We start from the raw sequence: 18,164 nt of genomic DNA, 5'->3' as shown, positions 1-18,164 counted from the left end.
GGCCACGGTGACACGTGTGGGAAACGTGGTTGCCAGTGAGTTCGATATATAACCCTGTGAGGGGCACGTCCGCTGATCAGGCCGCCGATGAGCGGCCGTTCTCGGTGCTGCTCGTCGAGGACGACCGGGGTGACGCCATTCTGGTCGAGGAGCTCATCGCCGATGCGGGCGCCGATATCCAGGTGGTGTGGGCCCCCTCGATCGAGGAAGCCGAGCGTCAACTGGCCGCATCCCGCCCGGACTGCATACTGCTGGACCTCAACCTCCCCGATGCGAACGGAATCAAGGCGCTGGATCAGGTCGCCAAACAAGACGCCACGATGCCCATCGTCGTGCTCACCGGCCTGAACGACGAACACTTCGGCGTCTCCGCCGTTGCCGCGGGAGCGCAGGACTACCTGGTCAAGGGCCGGGTTGAACCCGACACGCTGCACCGCGCGCTGTTGTACGCGGTCGAACGTAAGCGCGCCGAGCTGACCGCGCACGAATTGCACGCCAGCGAGCTGCGCGCGACGGAGAACGCGCGCCTCGAACGCGGGCTGCTGCCGTCACCGCTGTTACTCGACGATCCGGGTGTGGACATCGTCGCGCGATACCGGCCGAGTAGGCAGTTCGCGCTTCTCGGTGGCGACTTCTACGACTTCGTCCAAACCCCCGACCGCACCGTGCACGTCATGGTCGGCGATGTGGCCGGGCACGGTCCGAACGAGGCCGCGCTCGGGGTCGCGCTGCGCATCGGCTGGCGCGCACTGACATTCGCGGGACTGCGCGGCAACGAACGGATGCGTCAGCTGGAGCGGATCCTGAGCACCGAGCGCCCCGGCGCCAGCATTTTCGCGACGGTTCTTTCGGTGGCGATATCCCCCGACGATCTGAGCTTCAACGCGGTGTCCGCCGGCCACCCCGCCATGCTGTTGCACGGCCCGGATTCGGTGGAGTGGCTGGAGCCTTCGGTGGGTCCCGCACTGGGCCTCAACGGATACGAGTGGCCGCTGAACATCATGGAACTGCCGCAGGGACACGGCCTCGTACTCCTCACCGACGGCTTGATCGAGGGCCGATCCGGACGGGGTACCGAACGCCTCATGGAGTCGGGTCTCTTGGACGTGGCGCGGTCGTATGCACATCTGCCCGGCGCCCAATTCGTCGAAGCGCTGATCGACGATGTCGAGCGTCGCGCGCAGTCCGTCGGCGGTATCAGCGACGACATCGCCGTCGTGCGGGTCGAGCGGACGGCGACCGGATGAAGTGGCAGCCCACGGTCCAGGGCTGGCAGAACCTCGTGCTGGCCGTCATGGGCGCGGTCGTACTCGCCGGCGCCGTCGCGGGTGCGCTGCTGGTGAATCGGACGGACGCCGTGTCGCAGGAGATCACCGGAGACATCGGACCGATGCGGCTCGGCGCCTACAAGCTGCAGGCCGCTATACGTGACCAGGAGACGTCGTTGCGCGGGTATGCGATCTCCGCCAACCCTCAGTTCCTCGAGCCCTACGTTGCCGGGCAGAAGGCCGAAACTGCTGCGGCGCAACAGATCCGGGCTGAAGCCGGGGATCGCAAGAAGGTGCTCGACGACCTGGACGCCATCGAGAGCACAGCGGCGGCGTGGCGTACCTCCTATGCCGAACCGCTCATCGCCGACGTCAAGCCCGGTGTGCCGTCGGTGATGGACGGCCCGACGGTCGCCCGCGGCAAGACCTCGTTCGACGCCCTGCGCCAGCTCTTCGACACCCAGCTGCAACGGCTCCAACAAGAGCGTGACGCCGCCGACGCCGAGCTCGCGAACGTGAAAGCGTGGCGCAACGCCGTGCTGATCTCGGTCGTCGGGGCGATCGTCGTCGCCGCCATCCTGTCCGCGCTGGTGATCAGGACGGCGGTCACCCGGCCGCTTGAAGCTTTGGCCGCTGCCTGCCGAAGGATCACCCAGGGCGACTTCAGCAGTCACATCGTGCCGGAAGGCCCCAGGGACATTCGCGCCATCGCCGCCGACGTCGAGGACATGCGCCAGCGAATCGTCGACGAGCTGGAAGATGCCACCGAGGCACGAACCATGCTGGCCGAGCAGGCGGTCGAGCTGCAGCGGTCCAACGCCGAACTCGAGCAGTTCGCCTATGTCGCCTCGCACGACCTCCAGGAGCCGCTGCGCAAGGTGGCTTCGTTCTGCCAGCTCATCGAGAAGCGCTACGGCGACAAGCTCGACGAACGCGGTACCGAATACATCGCGTTCGCCGTCGACGGCGCCAAGCGGATGCAGATCCTGATCAATGACCTGCTCACGTTCTCCCGGGTGGGCCGGCTCAACGCGACGAGCGACGACGTCGACCTCGGTGCCACGCTCGATGACGCGATCGCCAACCTCGACACCGCGATCTCCGAGTCCGGGGCGCAGGTCGCCCGCGAGGGGCAGCCGCTGCCCCGGATCATGGGCGATCCGACGCTGCTGACGATGGTGTGGCAGAACCTGATTGGCAATGCGGTGAAGTTCCGGCGGGATGGCGTCGCGCCACGCATCGTCATCAACTGTGAGCGCAGCGCCGACGATCCCGACGCCCCGTGGATGCTGACCGTGACCGACAACGGCATCGGCATCCCCGAAGAATTCTCCGACAAGGTCTTCGTGATCTTCCAGCGCCTACACGGACGCGACGTCTACACCGGCACCGGTATCGGCCTCGCGCTGTGCAAGAAGATCATCGAACATCACGGCGGCACCATCTGGATCGACAACTCCTTCGCCGGGGGAACCAGATTCCGCTTCACCATTCCCGTCACCGCTGACAACCAGGTGGCAGCCGATCTGGAAGGATCACCCTCATGACACCGGCCGAGCGCGCTATCGATGTCCTCCTCATCGAGGACGATCCCGGAGACGAGCTGATCACTCGGGAAGCCTTTGAACACAACAAGATCAAAAACAATCTTCACGTCGCGCACGACGGCGAGGAGGGGCTGGACTTCTTGTATCGGCGTGGTGCCTACCAAGACGCACCCCGACCCGACCTGGTGCTGCTCGACCTGAACCTGCCCAAGTACGACGGCCGCCAATTGCTCGAGCAGATCAAGAACGATCCCGAACTCAGCCACATCCCGGTGGTGGTATTGACGACGTCCTCGGCGGAGGAGGACATCCTGCGCAGCTACAAGTTGCACGCCAATGCCTACGTCACCAAGCCGGTCGACCTCGACGCGTTCATGACCGCGGTGCGCCAGATCGACGAGTTCTTCGTTCAGGTGGTCCGGCTGCCGCAGTTCTAGCTAGTTCTGCGCGGCGGGATCGAACGTCAGACGTACCGTTGTGCCCTCTGACGATGATTTGACGTCCATGCCTGCGCTCATCGCGCGCATGATCGGCAGCCCGTGCCCGCGGGTGCTCGGCTGGTTGGGTGGATTCTTCCAGGCTCCGTGATCGATGACGTCGATGATGATCTGGTCGTACTCGTGACTCGCATCGACGAGGATCGCCCCGGCATCGACGTCGCGGTAAGCGTGTTCGATGCAGTTCGTACAGGCCTCGTTGACCACGAGCACGATGTCCGCGACGCCGGCAGCGGAGATCCCGATCGGCTCCAGCCAGTCGGTCAGCCGACGACGGATCTCGGCCAGTTGCTCCGCGACTGCCGGCACTTCGATGCGGAGCGAACCAACCGGTCGCGAACACGCATCGATTGCCACGCGAGTCGTTGTACCCCGAAAAGGCTCAGATCTCACGCACGCAACCGGGGCGTTATCGGGAAGTGACCTTTACTTGTAGAAGGTCCAGCTGTAGTCGGCGCTCCAGGCACCGCCCATACAGCTCAGCGGAACCCCGTCGGGTGACTGCGCGACGCCCGTCTGGTCCCCGCAGGGCAGCCGCAATGTGCGGACTCCAACCAGTGGCGGCGCCTCGATCCAGACGCGGCGCGAACTGCAGGCCAACGTATTGCCCGAGGCGTCGAGGCCCCAGTTGTAGCGAGTGTTCTGGTTGCAGTGCTCGCCGGCGACCACGCTACGGGTGAGGTACGGCACGCAGTCCGCGCCATCGCAGTATCCGGGGGAGGCCGACGTGATGGGCGCCATCACCATGGGAGCCGCCGCGAACCCGCACGCCAGTGCAACTGCAGCCACGATCTTCATGAGCTTCAGCGTAGGTTTTCCTGCGCGCCGCGCGTAGGGTTTCCGTTCATGAAGCTGGTCTCGAAGCGTGTGGCTGCCACTATGGCCGTGTCATTCGCCACTGCGGCAGCCACCGTCGCGTTGGCGCCGCCGGCCGGCGCAGACACTGTCGCGTACCTCGTCAACGTGCATGTGCGGCCCGGCTACAACTTCCCCAACGCCGACGCCGCCATCGGCTACGGAAACACCATCTGCGACCGGGTCGCGGGAAAGATGAGCTACGCACAGCTCGTCGACCAGGTGAAGGCCGACTTCCGCACGACCGACTACTACCAGGGCGCCTACCTGATCAACCAGGCGGTCAACGAGCTCTGCCCCGCGCAGATCTGGCAGCTGCGCCAGTCTGCCGGCGGCTATACCCTTCCGGCCTAGTCGTCGCGACATGACAACGGCGGCGCCCCTTCCAGGACGCCGCCGCTGAACGCTCTTGGTATGCCTCGACTACGGGCAGCTGACCTCGATCTCGAATGGCTTGTTCACCGGCTGCAACGGGTTGGCCATGTCGACACCGGTGGCGGTGCCGGAAATCTTGTAGGTGCTGCCGTCCTTCTCGGCCTTGGCCTCTCCCTGGCCCGATCCACTCTGGTAGCCCAGGGTCACGCCGTTGACGTTGCCGAGGCCGACCGACTGCACCGTGGGCTCATCGCCCTCGCTGACGACCGCGGCAATTCCGGTGGCGGCATCACCGATCGCGATGTTCATGTTGCCGCCCATGCTGGTGCAAACGACCGTGCCCTGGACAGCCTGGTCCGTTCCATCGATCGTGACGGTGGACTTACCCTCCGCTGAAGCGGCAGACGAGGTCTCGCCGGACGTCTCGGACTTCTTGTCTTCCGATGAACACCCGGACAGACCGGCGACGAGGATGGCCATGCTGCCTACGGCGACCACGAACCCACGCTTCACCACTGTTCTCCTTCTTGTCGGCGCGACCCGTCAAGATCGGCGGATCATCTCGGCCAGTATGGTGCGCGGCACCCCTGCGGTCACCGGATTGAACGAAAACGTGGCCTGTTCGGAATGTGCAGCGTGGGGGCAGCTAACAAGACACTTTGAGCGAAAAAGTGCCCGGCTTGCGGAAGCTGGGGTTGTCGGTCTCGAAGCCGTCGGCGGTCCCGGAGATGTCGTAGGTACGGCCGGTCATCGTGACCTCCGCGGTGTCGCCGAGCCCGGCGTTGTAGCTGCCGGTGAAGCCGCCGAGGTCGCGGATGGCCACCGATTCGGCGGTGAGCTGGTCTTTGTTGGAGATCATCGCGGTGACGCCGCTGGCGTCGTCGCCGGTCGTGATGGTGGTGAGTGTCCCGGTCGAGTTGCACTGCACCGCGTCTGTGGTGCCCGCGTCCTCGCCGTTGACGGTTACCTGGGCCGTGCCCGCGACGAGCATGCCTGGCCCCGGTTGGAACTCCGGAGGGTCTGACGAGCAACCCGCTAGGGCCAGTGCGGTAGCGGCGGTAGCCAGCACGTGAGTCCTCACAGTGCAGAATCTACGGCGTGACCGCGCCGAATACTCCTCGTCCGAGAGACTCGTCGGTGCCGTTTTTCAGCGTGGACGCCGAACTGCCCGGCCGAGCCGGTCGCGCGGGGGTGATCCGAACTCCACACGGAGACATTCACACTCCGGCCTTCATCCCCGTCGGAACCCAGGCGACTGTCAAGGCGGTGCTGCCCGAGACCATGAGAAGTCTTGGTGCACAAGCGATTCTGGCCAACGCCTACCACCTTTACCTGCAACCGGGGTCCGATATCGTCGCGGAGGCCGGCGGTCTTGGCGAATTCATGAACTGGCCGGGCCCCACATTCACCGACAGCGGTGGATTCCAGGTGCTCTCGCTGGGGGCGGGTTTCCGCAAGGTGCTGGCGATGGACACCGAGCGCGTCCAAGCCGACGACATCATTGCCGAAGGCAAGGAACGGCTGGCCAACGTCGACGACGACGGGGTGACGTTCCGATCACATCTGGATGGGTCCACCCACCGCTTCACTCCCGAGGTGTCGATCCAGATCCAGCACCAGCTCGGGGCGGACATCATCTTCGCGTTCGACGAGCTGACAACTCTGGTGAACACCCGCGGTTATCAGGAGCGGTCGGTGCAGCGCACCCACGAGTGGGCGATCCGGTGCGTGGTCGAGCATCGTCGGCGCAGTGCCGCGAACCCGGACAAACCGCCGCAGGCGTTGTTCGGCGTTGTGCAGGGCGCTCAATATGAGGACCTGCGACGTCAGGCGACGCGCGGGCTGACTCAGATCGTCGGCGACGACGGCATCGGTTTCGACGGCTACGGCATCGGCGGGGCGCTGGAGAAGCAGAACCTGGCCACCATCGTCGGCTGGGTGACCAGCGAGCTGCCCGACGACAAACCGCGACACCTGCTGGGCATCAGCGAGCCCGACGACTTGTTCGACGCCGTCGCCGCGGGCGCGGACACCTTCGACTGCGTGTCGCCGTCGCGGGTGGCGCGCAACGCCGCGGTGTATTCGAGTGGCGGGCGTTTCAACGTCACCAATGCGCGCTACCGTCGCGACTTCACGCCGATCGACGCCGAATGCGACTGCTATACCTGCGCAAACTACACCCGGGCCTACCTGCATCATCTGTTCAAGGCCAAGGAGATCCTGTCCGCGACGCTGTGCACGATCCACAACGAGCGGTTTGTCGTCCGGATGGTCGACCAGATTCGCGCGGCGATCAGGACGGGTGAGTTCGACGAGTTGCGCGCCGACGTGCTTGGCCGGTATTACTCGTCGTAACCTTGCGAATTCGGCGCGCAAACCGACCGCCAGGGTACGTCAGCGCGCCGAATTCGCTAGGAGAGTTCGGCGATGACGGCCGCCGCCGCGCGTTCGCCGGCGTCGACCGCGCCCTCCATGTAGGCGCTCCAATATGTTGCGGTATCGGTTGACGCCCAATGGATGACGCCGATCGGCGTCGTGAGTGCCGGGCCGTAGGTGGTCCACACGTGTGGCCCGTGGTTGGCGTTGTAACAACCGCGCGTCCACTGTCGCTCCGACCATTCACCGTCGACGTAGAACTCGGGCTTGGCTGCCCTGTCGCCATAGTGGCGCACGAGTTCGGCGGTCAGCGCTTCGCGGCGTTCATTCTCTGGCAGCCGACCGCACGTGCGGGCCTGGTCGCCCTCGAGGAACAGCAGGATCACCCCGTGATCGTCACCGGGCAGGCACGTGTCGTTGGACATGCGGGCCGGACCGATATCGGAGATGAGCTGACCGTTGAATCCGTCCTTGCGCCAGAACGGTTCGTCGTAGATGAAGAACGCCTTCATCGCCGAGCCGTTGGGTAGCCGCTGCGTGAGCTGATCCCGAATGCCGGGCAGCGGCGGGTCGTACATGATGCGTCCGGCCAACGTCGGCGAGATCGCGACGATCACGCGTCGGCCGCGGGCGATCACCCCGCCGCGGCAGTGCACGGTGACGCTGTCGGCGGTGTGCTCGATCAGCTGGACGGGCACGTCGAGCACGATGTGATCAGAGATCAGCGCCGCCAGCCGATTCGGGATCTCACTGGTGCCGCCGATGAAACGAGTCGTCTGCGCGCCGCCCTCGGATTCGGCGAACAACTCCGACGTCACACCACAGGTCTTGATCGTGAACAGCAGATGCAGGAAGGACACCTCGGCGGTGGGGACCGCAAGGATGCCGACGGTACAGATCTCCAGCAGATTGCGAGCCACCGGTGAAAGACCCTGCGCGTCATACCAAGCGCCGGCGGTGAAGGCGTCCCACTCCAGCGCTCGCGGCGCCGTCCAGGGCGCTTCGACGGGAACATCCGCGGCCAGCACGTCGAGTCGTTTCAGTACCAGGGCCAGCTCCTGCAGCTCCGACTCGAAGCGGGAGTGAAACTCGTTCTCGCGCAACACCCCGGAGTTGACGAGTTCGTAGGACGTCTCGCCCTGGTCGTATTGCGGGTAGGTCTCGACTCCGAGTTCGGCGGCCAGCCGGAACATCCGTTCGTGCGTGTCGCCGATCCATTGGGCGCCGAGTTCGACCGGCACCCCGGGCATCACCTCTTGAGTGAGGATCCGCCCACCGACCCGTTCGTCGGCCTCAAGGACAAGCGGCACGAGTCCCGCCCCGAGCAGCTTTCGTGCCGCGATCATGCCGGAGAGTCCCGCTCCGACGACGATGACGTCCGCTTCCATGGTCGATGGCTGCACCATCGGCCAACCTTCTCACAGTGCTTCGCTTTGAGTTGAGATAGACAAGATCTGCTGCGGAATCCTCGCCTGTACGGTCTAGCGCATGCGGATTCTCCTGGTGGGTGCCGGTGGTGTCGGGGCAGCGTTCTGCGCGATCGCGGTGCGCCGGGACTTCTTCGAACTGCTCGTTGTCAGCGACTACGACGAAGCGCGGGCACAGCATGCGGCCCAGGCTGCGGGGGACGCCCGTTTCACCGCGGCACAGGTTGATGCGTCGTCGGCCGACGCCGTCGCCGAACTGGTGCGCCGCCACCAGATCACCCACGTGATGAACGCCGTCGACCCGCGGTTCGTGATGCCGATCTTCAACGGCGCGCTCGCCGGTGGCGCCGACTATCTCGACATGGCGATGAGCCTGTCGCAGCGCCATTCGGGAGATCCGTACCGCAAGACCGGTGTGAAACTCGGCGACGAGCAGTTCGCCGCCGAGCAGCAGTGGACGGATGCGGGACGTCTGGCGCTGGTCGGTATCGGTGTCGAGCCCGGGCTGTCCGATGTGTTCGCGCGTTACGCGGCCGATCATCTGTTCTCCGAGATCGACGAGCTGGGCACCCGCGACGGCTCGAATCTGACGGTCGACGGCTACGAGTTCGCGCCGTCGTTCTCGATCTGGACCACCATCGAGGAGTGCCTCAATCCGCCCGTCGTCTGGGAGGCCGACCGCGGCTGGTTCACCACCGAACCCTTCAGCGAGCCAGAGATTTTCGACTTCCCAGACGGTATCGGCCCGGTCGAGTGTGTCAACGTCGAGCATGAAGAGGTGCTGTTGATGCCGCGCTGGGTGAAGTGCAAACGCGCGACGTTCAAGTACGGCCTCGGTGAGGAGTTCATCGACGTGCTCAAGACCCTGCACAAACTGGGACTCGACCGCACCGACAGGGTGTCCGTCGGGTCCGCCAATGGCCCAGTACAGGTGAGTCCGCGGGACGTGGTGGCGGCCTGTCTGCCCGATCCGGCGACGCTCGGGCCGGTGATGCGGGGAAAGACGTGCGCGGGCCTATGGGTGACCGGCACCGGCAAGGACGGCAACCCGCGGTCGACCTACCTGTATCACGTCGTCGACAACGAGTGGTCGATGGCGGAGTACGGGCACCAATGTGTGGTATGGCAGACCGCTGTCAATCCCGTTGTGGCGCTGGAGCTTCTGTCCACCGGCACCTGGTCGGGCAGCGGCGTGCGCGGTCCCGAAGCGTTCGATGCGGCGCCGTTTCTGGAGCTGTTGACGGCCTACGGCTCACCCTGGGGCGTGCAGGAACTGGAGAACTAGAGCGGGTTCAGGATCCGGTCCAGGAACTGGCGGGTGCGATCTTCCTTCGGATTGCCGATCACCTCTGACGGCGGCCCCTTTTCGAGGATGACGCCGCGGTCGGTGAACAGCACTTGATCGGAAACCTGCCTGGCGAACTGGATTTCGTGGGTGACGATCACCAGCGTCCAGCCTTCGACGGCCAGATCCTTGATCACCGACAGCACCTCGCCGACCAGTTCGGGGTCGAGCGCCGACGTCGGCTCGTCGAACAGCACGACCTTCGGCTTGAGCGCCAGGGCGCGTGCGATCCCGACCCGCTGCTGCTGGCCGCCGGACAACTGAAACGGGTACTGGTCCTTCTTCTCGGCGAGGCCCACCTGATCGAGCAGCGCGGCGGCCTCGGCCTCGGCCTGGTCCTTCGGCCGCTTCTGCACGACGATCGGGCCCTCGGTGACGTTCTGCAGCACCGTCTTGTGGGGAAAAAGGTTGTGGGACTGGAATACAAAGCCGCTCTGTGCCCGGTAGCGGCGTAGTTGATCCTTGGCCACCGGCTTGGCGAAGTCGATCTCGATCTCGCCGACACGGATCAGACCGGCATCGGGGACGTCCAGCGCGTTGAGCGCTCGTAGCAGGGTCGTCTTCCCTGAGCCGGACGGGCCGATGATGGCCGTGACCGAGCCTTGGGCCACATCGAAAGACACATCGGTGAGAACCTTGTTGTCTCCGAAGGCTTTCTGTACGCCTTCCGCCTTCACGCGGTATTCGGTCATCGTGCGACATACCTTTCCAGCCGGCGCTCATATCGGTTCTGGGCGAAGGACAGCACCAGGCAGATGATCCAGTAGTACAACGCCGCGGTGCCGTACAGCGCGAAGAACTCGAAGGTTGGTGCGGCGACGTTCTGCGCGGTCCTGAACAGTTCGGTCACCAGGATCGTCGATGCCAACGACGTGTCCTTGACCAGTGAGATCAGGGTGTTCGACAGCGGCGGCACCGCAACCCGGGTGGCCTGCGGCAGGATGATCCGCCGAAGCGCGCCAACGTAATCGAGACCGATGGTCTCGGCGGCCTCCCACTGTCCCTTCGGAATACTCAGGATCGCCGAACGGATGATCTCGGCGGCATACCCACCGACGTTCAGCGAGAACGCGATGACCGCCGCGAGGAACGGGTCGATCTTCACCCCGATCTGCGGCAGCGCATAGAACACGATGAACAACTGCACGAGCAGAGGCGTGCCGCGGATGATCGAGATGTAGAACCGCGCCAGTCCCGAGACGGCGACGTTCGACGACAGTCGCGCCAGCGCTACGACGAGTGCGATCGCCAGGCCGACCACAAAGCTGATGATTGTCAGCGGAATCGTCTTCTCGATCGCGGCCCGCGCCAGCGGCCAGAGGTTGTCTCCGATGAGCTGCCAGGTGCTCGTCGGCCCCGCCTTGGACAGATCGACGTCGAGGTAGCGCTCCGAGATCTTGGTCAAGGTGCCGTCGGCGCGCAGCTCGCCGAGTGCGGTGTTCAGCTCTGGCAGCAGCCCACTGTCCTTGCGGGCCGCGAACGCCTGCTCGCCGCGTTCGTCGGGAATGGTGGTCACCTTGAGCGGCGCGTCGGGATGTTCGGCCTGATAGGCGAGCACCGTGATGCTGTCGTTGACCACGGCGTCTACCCGACCGTCGTTGAGTACGGTGATGGCCTCGGAGAACCCGTTGACGGACACGACCTCCGCACCGGCGTTGCGCGCGATTTCGGCCCAGTTGCTGGTGGGGTTCTGGGCGGACCGCTTGCCCTTCAGGTCTGCCACTGAGTTGATCGAGTTGTCGTCCTTGCGGGTGACAATCACGCCCTGAGAGATCGAGTACGGCTCGGAGAGGTCGTACTTCTGTTTTCGTTCCTCGCTGATCGTCACCTCGTTGGCGACGATGTCGAAGCGGTCGGCCTCCAGGGCCGCGAACATGGCGTCCCACGGCGTTTCGACGAATTCGACCTCTACGCCCAACTTTTCGGCGACCGCCCGCGCGACGTCGACGTCATAGCCCGCGAGCTGTCCGCCCTGTTTCGGGTCGTGGAACGAGTACGGGGGATAGACACCTTCGGTGCCCACGCGCAGTACGCCTGCCGAGTTGATGGGGTCGCTGCTATCGCTACCCGACGAGCCGCATGCCGTCAGCAGCAGCGCCGTCAGTACGAGTACCGCGAGGAACGATCTTGATAGACGGTGCACTTCCGGACGTTAGCAACCGCGCGCCGGTCGACCAATAGTTCGGCTCAGGCTGAGGCCGGTGTGGTTGGCTAGCGCCATGCCCGAGGAGCTCAGCGCCGAGCAGGCCGCCGCGCGTATCCAGACCGCCGACACGTTGGGGATCCCACTGGGGCCCGGCCAGCCGCCCGCGTTCCTGCGCGCTCTCGGTGTACGTGACGACTGGACCGACCTGCGCGTCTACGGGGCATTGATCGGGGTACTCACCGAACTGTTCTCGCGCAAGGGCGTTCGCTATCTGTCGGGATTCTTCGGCCCGCTCGAGCGGGCGCTGCGCGACGGCGGCGCCGACATCGCCTTCACCCCCGCGGACTTTCGGCGGTTCGGGCCACTGCTCGAACGCCAGTGCCCGCGCGTGATGACCACGGTCGCGGCGCCACCCGATGCCGACGGCTGGTGCTCGCTGTCACTGCACGCCGGCGGCACGGTCGACGAATTGCACCGCGCCGGAGCCGATTCCGACCGGCTACTCGTCGTCGAGGTGTCGGATGCCTACCCGCGCACGTTCGGGCTGGGTGACGAGCATCGGCACGCGCTGCGCGTCGACGAGATCGACATCCTTGTGCACTCGACCGACGCGCCGCTCGCGCTGCCCGGCGGTGACGTGCCGCCCACCGAGGCGGACAAGGCGATCGCCCGGCACGCCGTCGAGTTCGTCCCGTCCGGTGCGACGCTGCAGACGGGCATCGGTTCGATTCCCAATCAGATCGCCACGCTGCTGGCCGAGGGTGACGGCGGCGACTACGGGCTGCACAGCGAGATGTTCACCGACGGCTGCATGCATTTGCACCAGGCGGGAAAGATCTCCAACGCGCGCAAAGGCCTTTACAAGGGGGTGAGCGTGACGACGTTCGCGTTCGGCTCTGCAGAGCTCTACACCTGGCTGGACGGCAACTCCGACGTCGCGTTCCTCCCCGTCGAGATCGTCAACTCGCCGGAGGTGATCGCGGCCAACACCCACATGATCTCGGTCAATGGGGGGCTGGCCGTCGACATTCAGGGTCAGGTCGTCGCGGACACGATCAACGGCGACCAGTTCAGCGGGATAGGCGGCGCCGAGGACTTCGTCGCGGGTACGGGGCTCGAGCTGTCGGACCGGTCGCTGATCTGCCTGCCGTCGACGTACGAGAAGGACGGGAACCTGCAGTCGCGGATCGTTCCCTGGTTCGGTCCAGGAGCGGTGATCACCACGCCGCGCCATCATGTCGACGTGATCATCACCGAGTACGGGGCGGCTGAGTTGGAGGGCAGGACGGTCGCGGAGCGCGGCGAGGCACTGGCCGCGATCGCACATCCGCAGTTCCGCGACGAGTTGATCGCCGCCGCGAAGCGGGCGTCGAACGGCCGCTCACCCGTCGAGTGACTAGCGCGAACGTGGGTTACCCGCACACTTGAGGCACTCAAAGCGTGCGGGTAACCCACGTTCGGCAGCTAGGGGCGGTAGATCCAGGGCCGGCGGGGCAGCTTCGACGGGTCGAACTGCGGCAGCATCTCCTCGACGGTGCTCGCTTGGTAGCCAAGGGAATCGGCGATCTGCTTGATTGCCCGTTCGACGCCGATCTCGGCGAGCGTGATGGCGCCGTCGCGCTTGGCCAGCCGCGCGCCGTCGGAGTTCAGGACCAAGGCCACGTGCGCGTACGTCGGCTCCGGATACCCGAGCAGTGCGGCAAGATACGCCTGACGGGGTGACGACGGCAGCAGGTCGTCACCGCGCACCACCTGGTCGATGCCCTGCGCCGCATCGTCGACCACGACGGCCAGGTTGTATGCCGCGACACCGTCGCCGCGGCGCACCACGAAGTCGTCGACGATCCCGGTGTAGTCACCGTGCAGCAGGTCGTGCACGGTGTGTGAGATGGCGTCGGTGCGCAGCCGTAACGCGGGCGGCCGTCCCAGTCGCCCGCGTCTCTCGGAGCGTTCGGCATCGGTGAGGTCCCGGCACGTTCCCGGATATGCGCCCTGCGGTGCGTGCGGCGCGCGCGGTGCCTGAGCGATATCCTTTCGGCTGCAATAGCATTCGTAGAGCAATCCGCGGTCGAAGAGCACAGCTATGGCGCCGTCGTAGCGAGCGGAGTGCTGGGTCTGCCACTCCGCAGGCTCATCCCAGGTGAGGCCGATGGCGGTCAGGTCGTCGAGTTGGCGGTTGGCGACATCGGTGAACGTGCGGTCGTCGAGATCATCGACGCGCATGAGGAATCGGCGCCCCGTCGAGCGGGCGAACAGCCACGCGAGCACCGCGGTGCGCAGGTTGCCGATGTGCAGATCGGCAGATGGGCTCGGGGCGAACCTGCCTGCGCTCACCCACGCAATCTAGCTAGCCGCGCTCCCATGGCGGGTCTTCGCCCATCTTCTTGTAGTACTTGGCGAGGTGACTCTTGACGCGGTCGACGTCGTCCTTGGGCAGGTCGACGCCGCCGCGGGCACCGTTCATGATGCCGCCGGCGGCCATCACACCGCGCGGCACGGCCACCAGCTTGCCGCCCACCACGTCGGCGATCAGCAGCTTGTAGGCGGTGAAGTTGTCCTTGTTGTCGCTGTCGTACCAGACATGCGCATCGCGATACTTCCCGTTCGGCCCGTCCTCCGCGTCCGCCCACTTGCGCACCCGCTTCTCGGCGGCCGAACCATCCCACTCACGATCGCGGTCGGCCAGCGGGAGATCCTGAAAACTCGTTACAGACATGCGTTATGCGTGCCCTGGTCGCGTCGGTTCAAACCGTCCGAGCCGCAACCAGAAGACAATTGCCAGGTACGGAAGCATCAGCAGCGCGAAAGCGCCGGGGTGGCCGCTGAGATCGACCAACGCGGCGTAGCTGCCATAGACGGCGAGCGTCGCGACGTCGGTCGACATGCCCGCCAGCGAGGTGACGGTCGCCCTGGCCGGTCCAGTGATGCTGTTCTGTAGGCGGGTATCGGCGACGATGGTGGCGCATTGGAACACTCCGAACGCGGCCGCGAGGGCGAGCACGCCAGCGGGATGTCTCGACAGCGCACCCGCCGCCATCAGCACCGCGCCCCCAGCAACAAGCGCCGCGAACGCCGTCGATCCCCAGCGCGCCACCCGTCCCGCGGCCAGACCGCCCGCCGATGCACCCGCCCAAACGACGACCATCAGCAGCGAGACGTCGGCCGCCGTGACGCCGCCGCTTTCGATCAGCAACGGGGTGTACTCATCGAGCGCACCCCACACCGATCCGACGACCGCGACGAGGATCACCGCGGCGCGGACGGATGCTGACCGCCTGGCTTCTCGCGTCCCAGCCGCCAACGTGTCCGCCCAGCCGAGCTCGGGCTCGTCGGCTCCGCGAATCCGGTGCTCCGGGAACAACATTGCAACGCCAGACGCCAGCACGGACGCGGCGACGCTGGCCGCGCCGACCGCCGCGAAGCCGCCGGCCGAGATGATAGGTGCCGCGACTGCACCAGAACACGTCGCGGCCAGGACACCGGCGACCTGTCCGCGTCCCATCAAGGTGGCGTATTTGTCCGTCGCCTGCAGTCGCTGCAATTCCTCGTAGACGAGTGCCTCCAACGCGCCGGACGTCAGCGCCGACTTCAGGCCCCAGAGCACAAAACCGAGCGCGAACACCCAGTAGCCGGGAGCCGCCACCCACAACGTGAACGCGACCGCCGTCAGCAGTGGACCCGCGATCACCAGCCTGCGGCGTGAGGTCGCGTCCGCCCACGCGCCCGAAGGCACTTCGAGCACCAGGCTGGACACCGACCACATGACGAACAGCGACGAAATCTGCCATACCGACAGTCCGGTGTCGCTGAACAGCAGCGTGTACACCGGGTACAGCAGCACGAAATCGTCGAGAAACAGGTACGCGTACAAAACGCCGGCCAAGCGGCGATGACTTCCGTGGCCCGCGAACGGTCTAAATCAACATCGCCAATTCATAGAAGAAGACTAAGGGAGTGATTGGGATGGCAACACCGAATATCGTCGACCGCGACGTCTGGCAGGCCGAACTCGACGAGCTGCTCGTGCGGGAGAAGGCACACACCCGTGAGGGCGACGCGATCGCGGCCGCGCGGCGGCGGCTGTCGATGGTCGAGGTGGATGCGGAGGCGCCGCTCGTAGGAGCGACGGGCACCGTGCCGCTGATCGACGCGTTCGAGGGACGCACACAGTTGCTGACCTATTTCCACATGTGGCACGACGGCAAGCCCGCGCCGGAGCAGTGCGAGGGGTGCACATTCTTCACCGGACATGCGCTGGAGCTGTCGTATCTGCACAGCCGCGACGTCACGTACGCCACGTTCTGTCAGGGCACGTACGACGAGAGCGTGCGGTACCGGGACTTCATGGGGTGGGAGATGCCGTGGTACTCGGCACGTGACTCTGATGCGCTACTGCAAGGCCGCCACTTCGGCATGTACGTCTGCTACCTGCGCGACGGCGACCGGGTCTTCGAGACGTACTGGAACACCGGCCGCGGCACTGAGGCCGGCGCCAACAGTTACCACCTGATGGATCTCACGGTGTTCGGACGCCAAGAGCAGTGGGAGGACTCGCCGAAAGGTTGGCCGCAGCCTTACGACCCCTCGGCAGGGGCACAGTTCCGCACAGGCGAACGGCCGACGTCACAATGGTCGCGGATCGACGCGGGCCGGTCGGACGACCTGTCGACTACACCTTCACAAGGCTGATCGGGTTCTGGCCGCTGGTCCAGTCCGGGTCGCCGCACACACCGGGCTCGGAGCGGAAGCTGATGGCGCCCACAAGGGTCGCAGGATCGAACGAATACATCAGATCCGCCGGACCGGTGCTGCCGTTGGGGCAGATCCGGCCGTTCGGGACGTCAGTGCGCTCGATCGTCCACGGACCGCCGGCCACCCGGGTGATCTGCTCGAGCAGTCCGGTGGACGTCGAGATCGTCCCGCCGCAGGTCACCTCGGCATTGCATTGCGTGGTGATGCTCCACGTGTTCGACGTCGGACCGTTGATGAAGGTGTACTCACCGTCGAGCCGATCGTCGGCCGACGCGGGGCTGGCCATCCCGACCGCCGCCGCGACCATGGCGGTCGCCGCCGCCGTCATGCGGATCATCACCGTGCGAGCATCACACGAATCGGGCTTCTGGGTCACCGTTTCTCGGCCACAGGCAGCGGGGGTCCGGCGATGCCGGCGCCGGAGATGACCGCGTGCGGAGTCATGAGGAAACTATCCGCCCGGCTGCGGACACGCCTAGACGCCGGGGCCCACTCCCAGCCCGGGGACGATATCGCCGAGGCTGAAGGTGACCGGCTGTTCGAGTTGTTCGTAGGTGCACGATCGCGGGTCGCGGTCGGGCCGCCAGCGGTTGAACTGCGCGGTGTGTCGGAACCGCTCGCCCTCCATGTGGTCGTAGCGCACCTCGACGACCCGCTCGGGTCGCAGCGGTACGAACGAAAGGTCCTTGCCCGCGTTCCACCGCGATCCCTCGTTGCGGCGCGGGGTGCGTTCCCCGGACATGTGGGCGGCCCAATTCCACGGATGCTCGTCGAATGTTGTGACCAGCGACTGCAATTCGGTGAACAGTTCGCGTCGCCTGGCCATCGGGAATGCACCGATCACGCCCACCGAGGCCAGCGTGTCGTCGTCCTTGTACAGGCCGAGCAGCAGCGAGCCGATCGCTTCGTCACTCGACTTGTGCACCCGGTAGCCGGCGACGACGCAGTCGGCGGTGCGGTCGGGCTTGATCTTGAACATGACGCGTTTGTCGGGCTGATAGGTGACGGTCAGCGGTTTGGCGATCAGGCCGTCGAGACCCGCACCCTCGAAATCGGTGAATCAGCGGCGCGCAGTCGGCAGGTCGGTGGTTGCGGGCGTGACGTGGATGGACGGGCCCGCGCCCGCCAAGGCGTCGACCAGTGCGGCGCGGCGCTCGCTGAACGGACTCGACGTGTAGTCCACGTCGTCGAGAGCCAGCAGGTCGAATGCGATGAACGACGCGGGAGTCTTCTTGGCCAGCATCAGTACACGCGACTCGGCCGGGTGGATGCGCTGCTGCAGCGCCTCGAAATCCAGGCCGTCATCGGTGGCGATGACAATTTCACCGTCGACGACGCAGCGCATCGGGAGCTCCGCGCGGACGGCGGCGACGAGCTCAGGGAAATACCTGGTCAGCGGGCGCTCGTTGCGGCTGCCGAGCTCGACGTCGAAGTCGTCGCGAAAGCAGATCGACCGGAACCCGTCCCACTTCGGCTCGTAGGAGGCGTCCGGCGGAATCGCTTTGACCGCCTTGGCCAGCATCGGTGACACCGGCGGCATCACGGGCAGTCGCATCACTCCATTGTCACAGCGATG

Annotated in this window: 19 protein-coding genes and 1 pseudogene; 8 read left to right on the top strand and 12 right to left on the bottom strand. The window is 65.7% G+C overall.

The genetic code is table 11. The features are described from left to right. Positions 1-104 precede the first annotated feature (104 nt). The 3 genes from BST47_RS15270 to BST47_RS15260 are packed head-to-tail and all read left to right on the top strand — an operon-like array spanning position 105 to position 3,252. On the top strand, positions 105-1,247 hold the full coding sequence (locus tag BST47_RS15270; protein ID WP_083126535.1) for a PP2C family protein-serine/threonine phosphatase: 1,143 nt from the start codon (positions 105-107) through the stop codon (positions 1,245-1,247). Beyond that, a complete protein-coding gene (locus tag BST47_RS15265; protein WP_083126358.1) occupies positions 1,244-2,815 on the top strand; it encodes a sensor histidine kinase in 1,572 nt (523 codons plus the stop codon). The genes BST47_RS15270 and BST47_RS15265 overlap by 4 nt, the downstream gene beginning before the upstream one ends. Beyond that, positions 2,812-3,252: a response regulator gene (locus tag BST47_RS15260; protein ID WP_083126357.1), complete on the top strand. Its 441-nt coding sequence runs from the start codon at positions 2,812-2,814 to the stop codon at positions 3,250-3,252. The genes BST47_RS15265 and BST47_RS15260 overlap by 4 nt, the downstream gene beginning before the upstream one ends. On the opposite strand, the gene BST47_RS15255 is transcribed toward BST47_RS15260, so the two are convergent. Both BST47_RS15255 and BST47_RS15250 read right to left on the bottom strand, forming a co-directional pair. Further along, positions 3,253-3,669, bottom strand: a complete 417-nt coding sequence (locus BST47_RS15255) for an ATP-binding protein (protein WP_083126356.1) — start codon at positions 3,667-3,669, stop codon at positions 3,253-3,255. It abuts the gene before it with no gap. Between the two features lie 69 nt (positions 3,670-3,738). After that, entirely contained in the window at positions 3,739-4,110 is a 372-nt protein-coding gene (locus tag BST47_RS15250) for a hypothetical protein (protein ID WP_107528975.1), read from the bottom strand. Positions 4,111-4,158: 48 nt separating this feature from the next. On the opposite strand from BST47_RS15250, the gene BST47_RS15245 reads away from it, so the two are divergent. Further along, positions 4,159-4,521 carry a DUF732 domain-containing protein gene (locus BST47_RS15245; RefSeq protein WP_083126355.1) on the top strand — a complete coding sequence of 121 codons (363 nt, stop codon included), beginning with the start codon at positions 4,159-4,161 and terminating at the stop codon, positions 4,519-4,521. Between the two features lie 69 nt (positions 4,522-4,590). Here the strand turns inward: BST47_RS15245 and BST47_RS15240 are convergent, their stop codons facing one another. Beyond that, positions 4,591-5,055 (bottom strand): lipoprotein LpqH, encoded by a 465-nt coding sequence (locus tag BST47_RS15240; RefSeq protein ID WP_083126354.1) that lies wholly within the window; start codon positions 5,053-5,055, stop codon positions 4,591-4,593. Between the two features lie 133 nt (positions 5,056-5,188). Continuing rightward, entirely contained in the window at positions 5,189-5,623 is a 435-nt protein-coding gene (locus BST47_RS15235; RefSeq protein ID WP_234809724.1) for a lipoprotein LpqH, read from the bottom strand. A 17-nt stretch (positions 5,624-5,640) separates the two neighbouring features. Between BST47_RS15235 and tgt the strand changes: the two genes are divergently transcribed. Continuing rightward, positions 5,641-6,897: a tRNA guanosine(34) transglycosylase Tgt gene (gene tgt / locus BST47_RS15230; RefSeq protein WP_083126353.1), complete on the top strand. Its 1,257-nt coding sequence runs from the start codon at positions 5,641-5,643 to the stop codon at positions 6,895-6,897. A 56-nt stretch (positions 6,898-6,953) separates the two neighbouring features. Here tgt and BST47_RS15225 read toward each other — a convergent pair whose 3' ends face one another. After that, positions 6,954-8,324: a flavin monoamine oxidase family protein gene (locus BST47_RS15225; protein WP_083126352.1), complete on the bottom strand. Its 1,371-nt coding sequence runs from the start codon at positions 8,322-8,324 to the stop codon at positions 6,954-6,956. 82 nt (positions 8,325-8,406) lie between these two features. Here BST47_RS15225 and BST47_RS15220 point away from each other — a divergent pair, with 82 nt between their 5' ends. Next, the gene (locus BST47_RS15220; RefSeq protein WP_083126351.1) at positions 8,407-9,630 is read left to right on the top strand and encodes a saccharopine dehydrogenase family protein; all 1,224 of its coding nucleotides are present in this window, start codon (positions 8,407-8,409) and stop codon (positions 9,628-9,630) included. On the opposite strand, the gene BST47_RS15215 is transcribed toward BST47_RS15220, so the two are convergent. Both BST47_RS15215 and BST47_RS15210 read right to left on the bottom strand, forming a co-directional pair. Continuing rightward, positions 9,627-10,382, bottom strand: coding sequence for an amino acid ABC transporter ATP-binding protein (locus tag BST47_RS15215; RefSeq protein WP_083126350.1), 756 nt, complete (start codon positions 10,380-10,382; stop codon positions 9,627-9,629). The two genes, BST47_RS15220 and BST47_RS15215, sit on opposite strands and share 4 nt — an antisense overlap. Beyond that, complete coding sequence (locus BST47_RS15210; RefSeq protein WP_083126349.1) at positions 10,379-11,833, bottom strand: ABC transporter permease subunit; 1,455 nt, start codon at positions 11,831-11,833, stop codon at positions 10,379-10,381. Before BST47_RS15210 ends, BST47_RS15215 begins: the two co-directional genes overlap by 4 nt. A 76-nt stretch (positions 11,834-11,909) precedes the next feature. On the opposite strand from BST47_RS15210, the gene BST47_RS15205 reads away from it, so the two are divergent. Next, entirely contained in the window at positions 11,910-13,232 is a 1,323-nt protein-coding gene (locus tag BST47_RS15205) for an acetyl-CoA hydrolase/transferase family protein (protein ID WP_083126348.1), read from the top strand. 68 nt (positions 13,233-13,300) lie between these two features. Here BST47_RS15205 and gluQRS read toward each other — a convergent pair whose 3' ends face one another. The 3 genes from gluQRS to BST47_RS15190 are packed head-to-tail and all read right to left on the bottom strand — an operon-like array spanning position 13,301 to position 15,719. Further along, entirely contained in the window at positions 13,301-14,170 is an 870-nt protein-coding gene (gluQRS, locus tag BST47_RS15200) for a tRNA glutamyl-Q(34) synthetase GluQRS (RefSeq protein ID WP_083126347.1), read from the bottom strand. Positions 14,171-14,183: 13 nt separating this feature from the next. Further along, positions 14,184-14,552, bottom strand: coding sequence for a hypothetical protein (locus BST47_RS15195; protein ID WP_083126346.1), 369 nt, complete (start codon positions 14,550-14,552; stop codon positions 14,184-14,186). A gap of 3 nt (positions 14,553-14,555) precedes the next feature. Then, entirely contained in the window at positions 14,556-15,719 is a 1,164-nt protein-coding gene (locus BST47_RS15190) for an MFS transporter (protein ID WP_083126345.1), read from the bottom strand. A gap of 80 nt (positions 15,720-15,799) precedes the next feature. On the opposite strand from BST47_RS15190, the gene BST47_RS15185 reads away from it, so the two are divergent. Continuing rightward, positions 15,800-16,525 (top strand): DUF899 family protein, encoded by a 726-nt coding sequence (locus BST47_RS15185; RefSeq protein ID WP_083126344.1) that lies wholly within the window; start codon positions 15,800-15,802, stop codon positions 16,523-16,525. On the opposite strand, the gene BST47_RS15180 is transcribed toward BST47_RS15185, so the two are convergent. Then, positions 16,506-16,964 carry a hypothetical protein gene (locus tag BST47_RS15180; RefSeq protein ID WP_337360517.1) on the bottom strand — a complete coding sequence of 153 codons (459 nt, stop codon included), beginning with the start codon at positions 16,962-16,964 and terminating at the stop codon, positions 16,506-16,508. The two genes, BST47_RS15185 and BST47_RS15180, sit on opposite strands and share 20 nt — an antisense overlap. A gap of 99 nt (positions 16,965-17,063) precedes the next feature. Beyond that, a pseudogene (locus BST47_RS15175) lies at positions 17,064-18,143 on the bottom strand (ATP-dependent DNA ligase). Between the last annotated feature and the right edge of the window lie 21 nt (positions 18,144-18,164).

Source organism: Mycolicibacterium tusciae (assembly GCF_002086795.1).
Classification (GTDB): domain Bacteria; phylum Actinomycetota; class Actinomycetes; order Mycobacteriales; family Mycobacteriaceae; genus Mycobacterium; species Mycobacterium tusciae.
The sequence above is the reverse complement of the archived record's forward strand: the minus strand, read 5'-3'. Positions and strand labels throughout refer to the sequence as shown.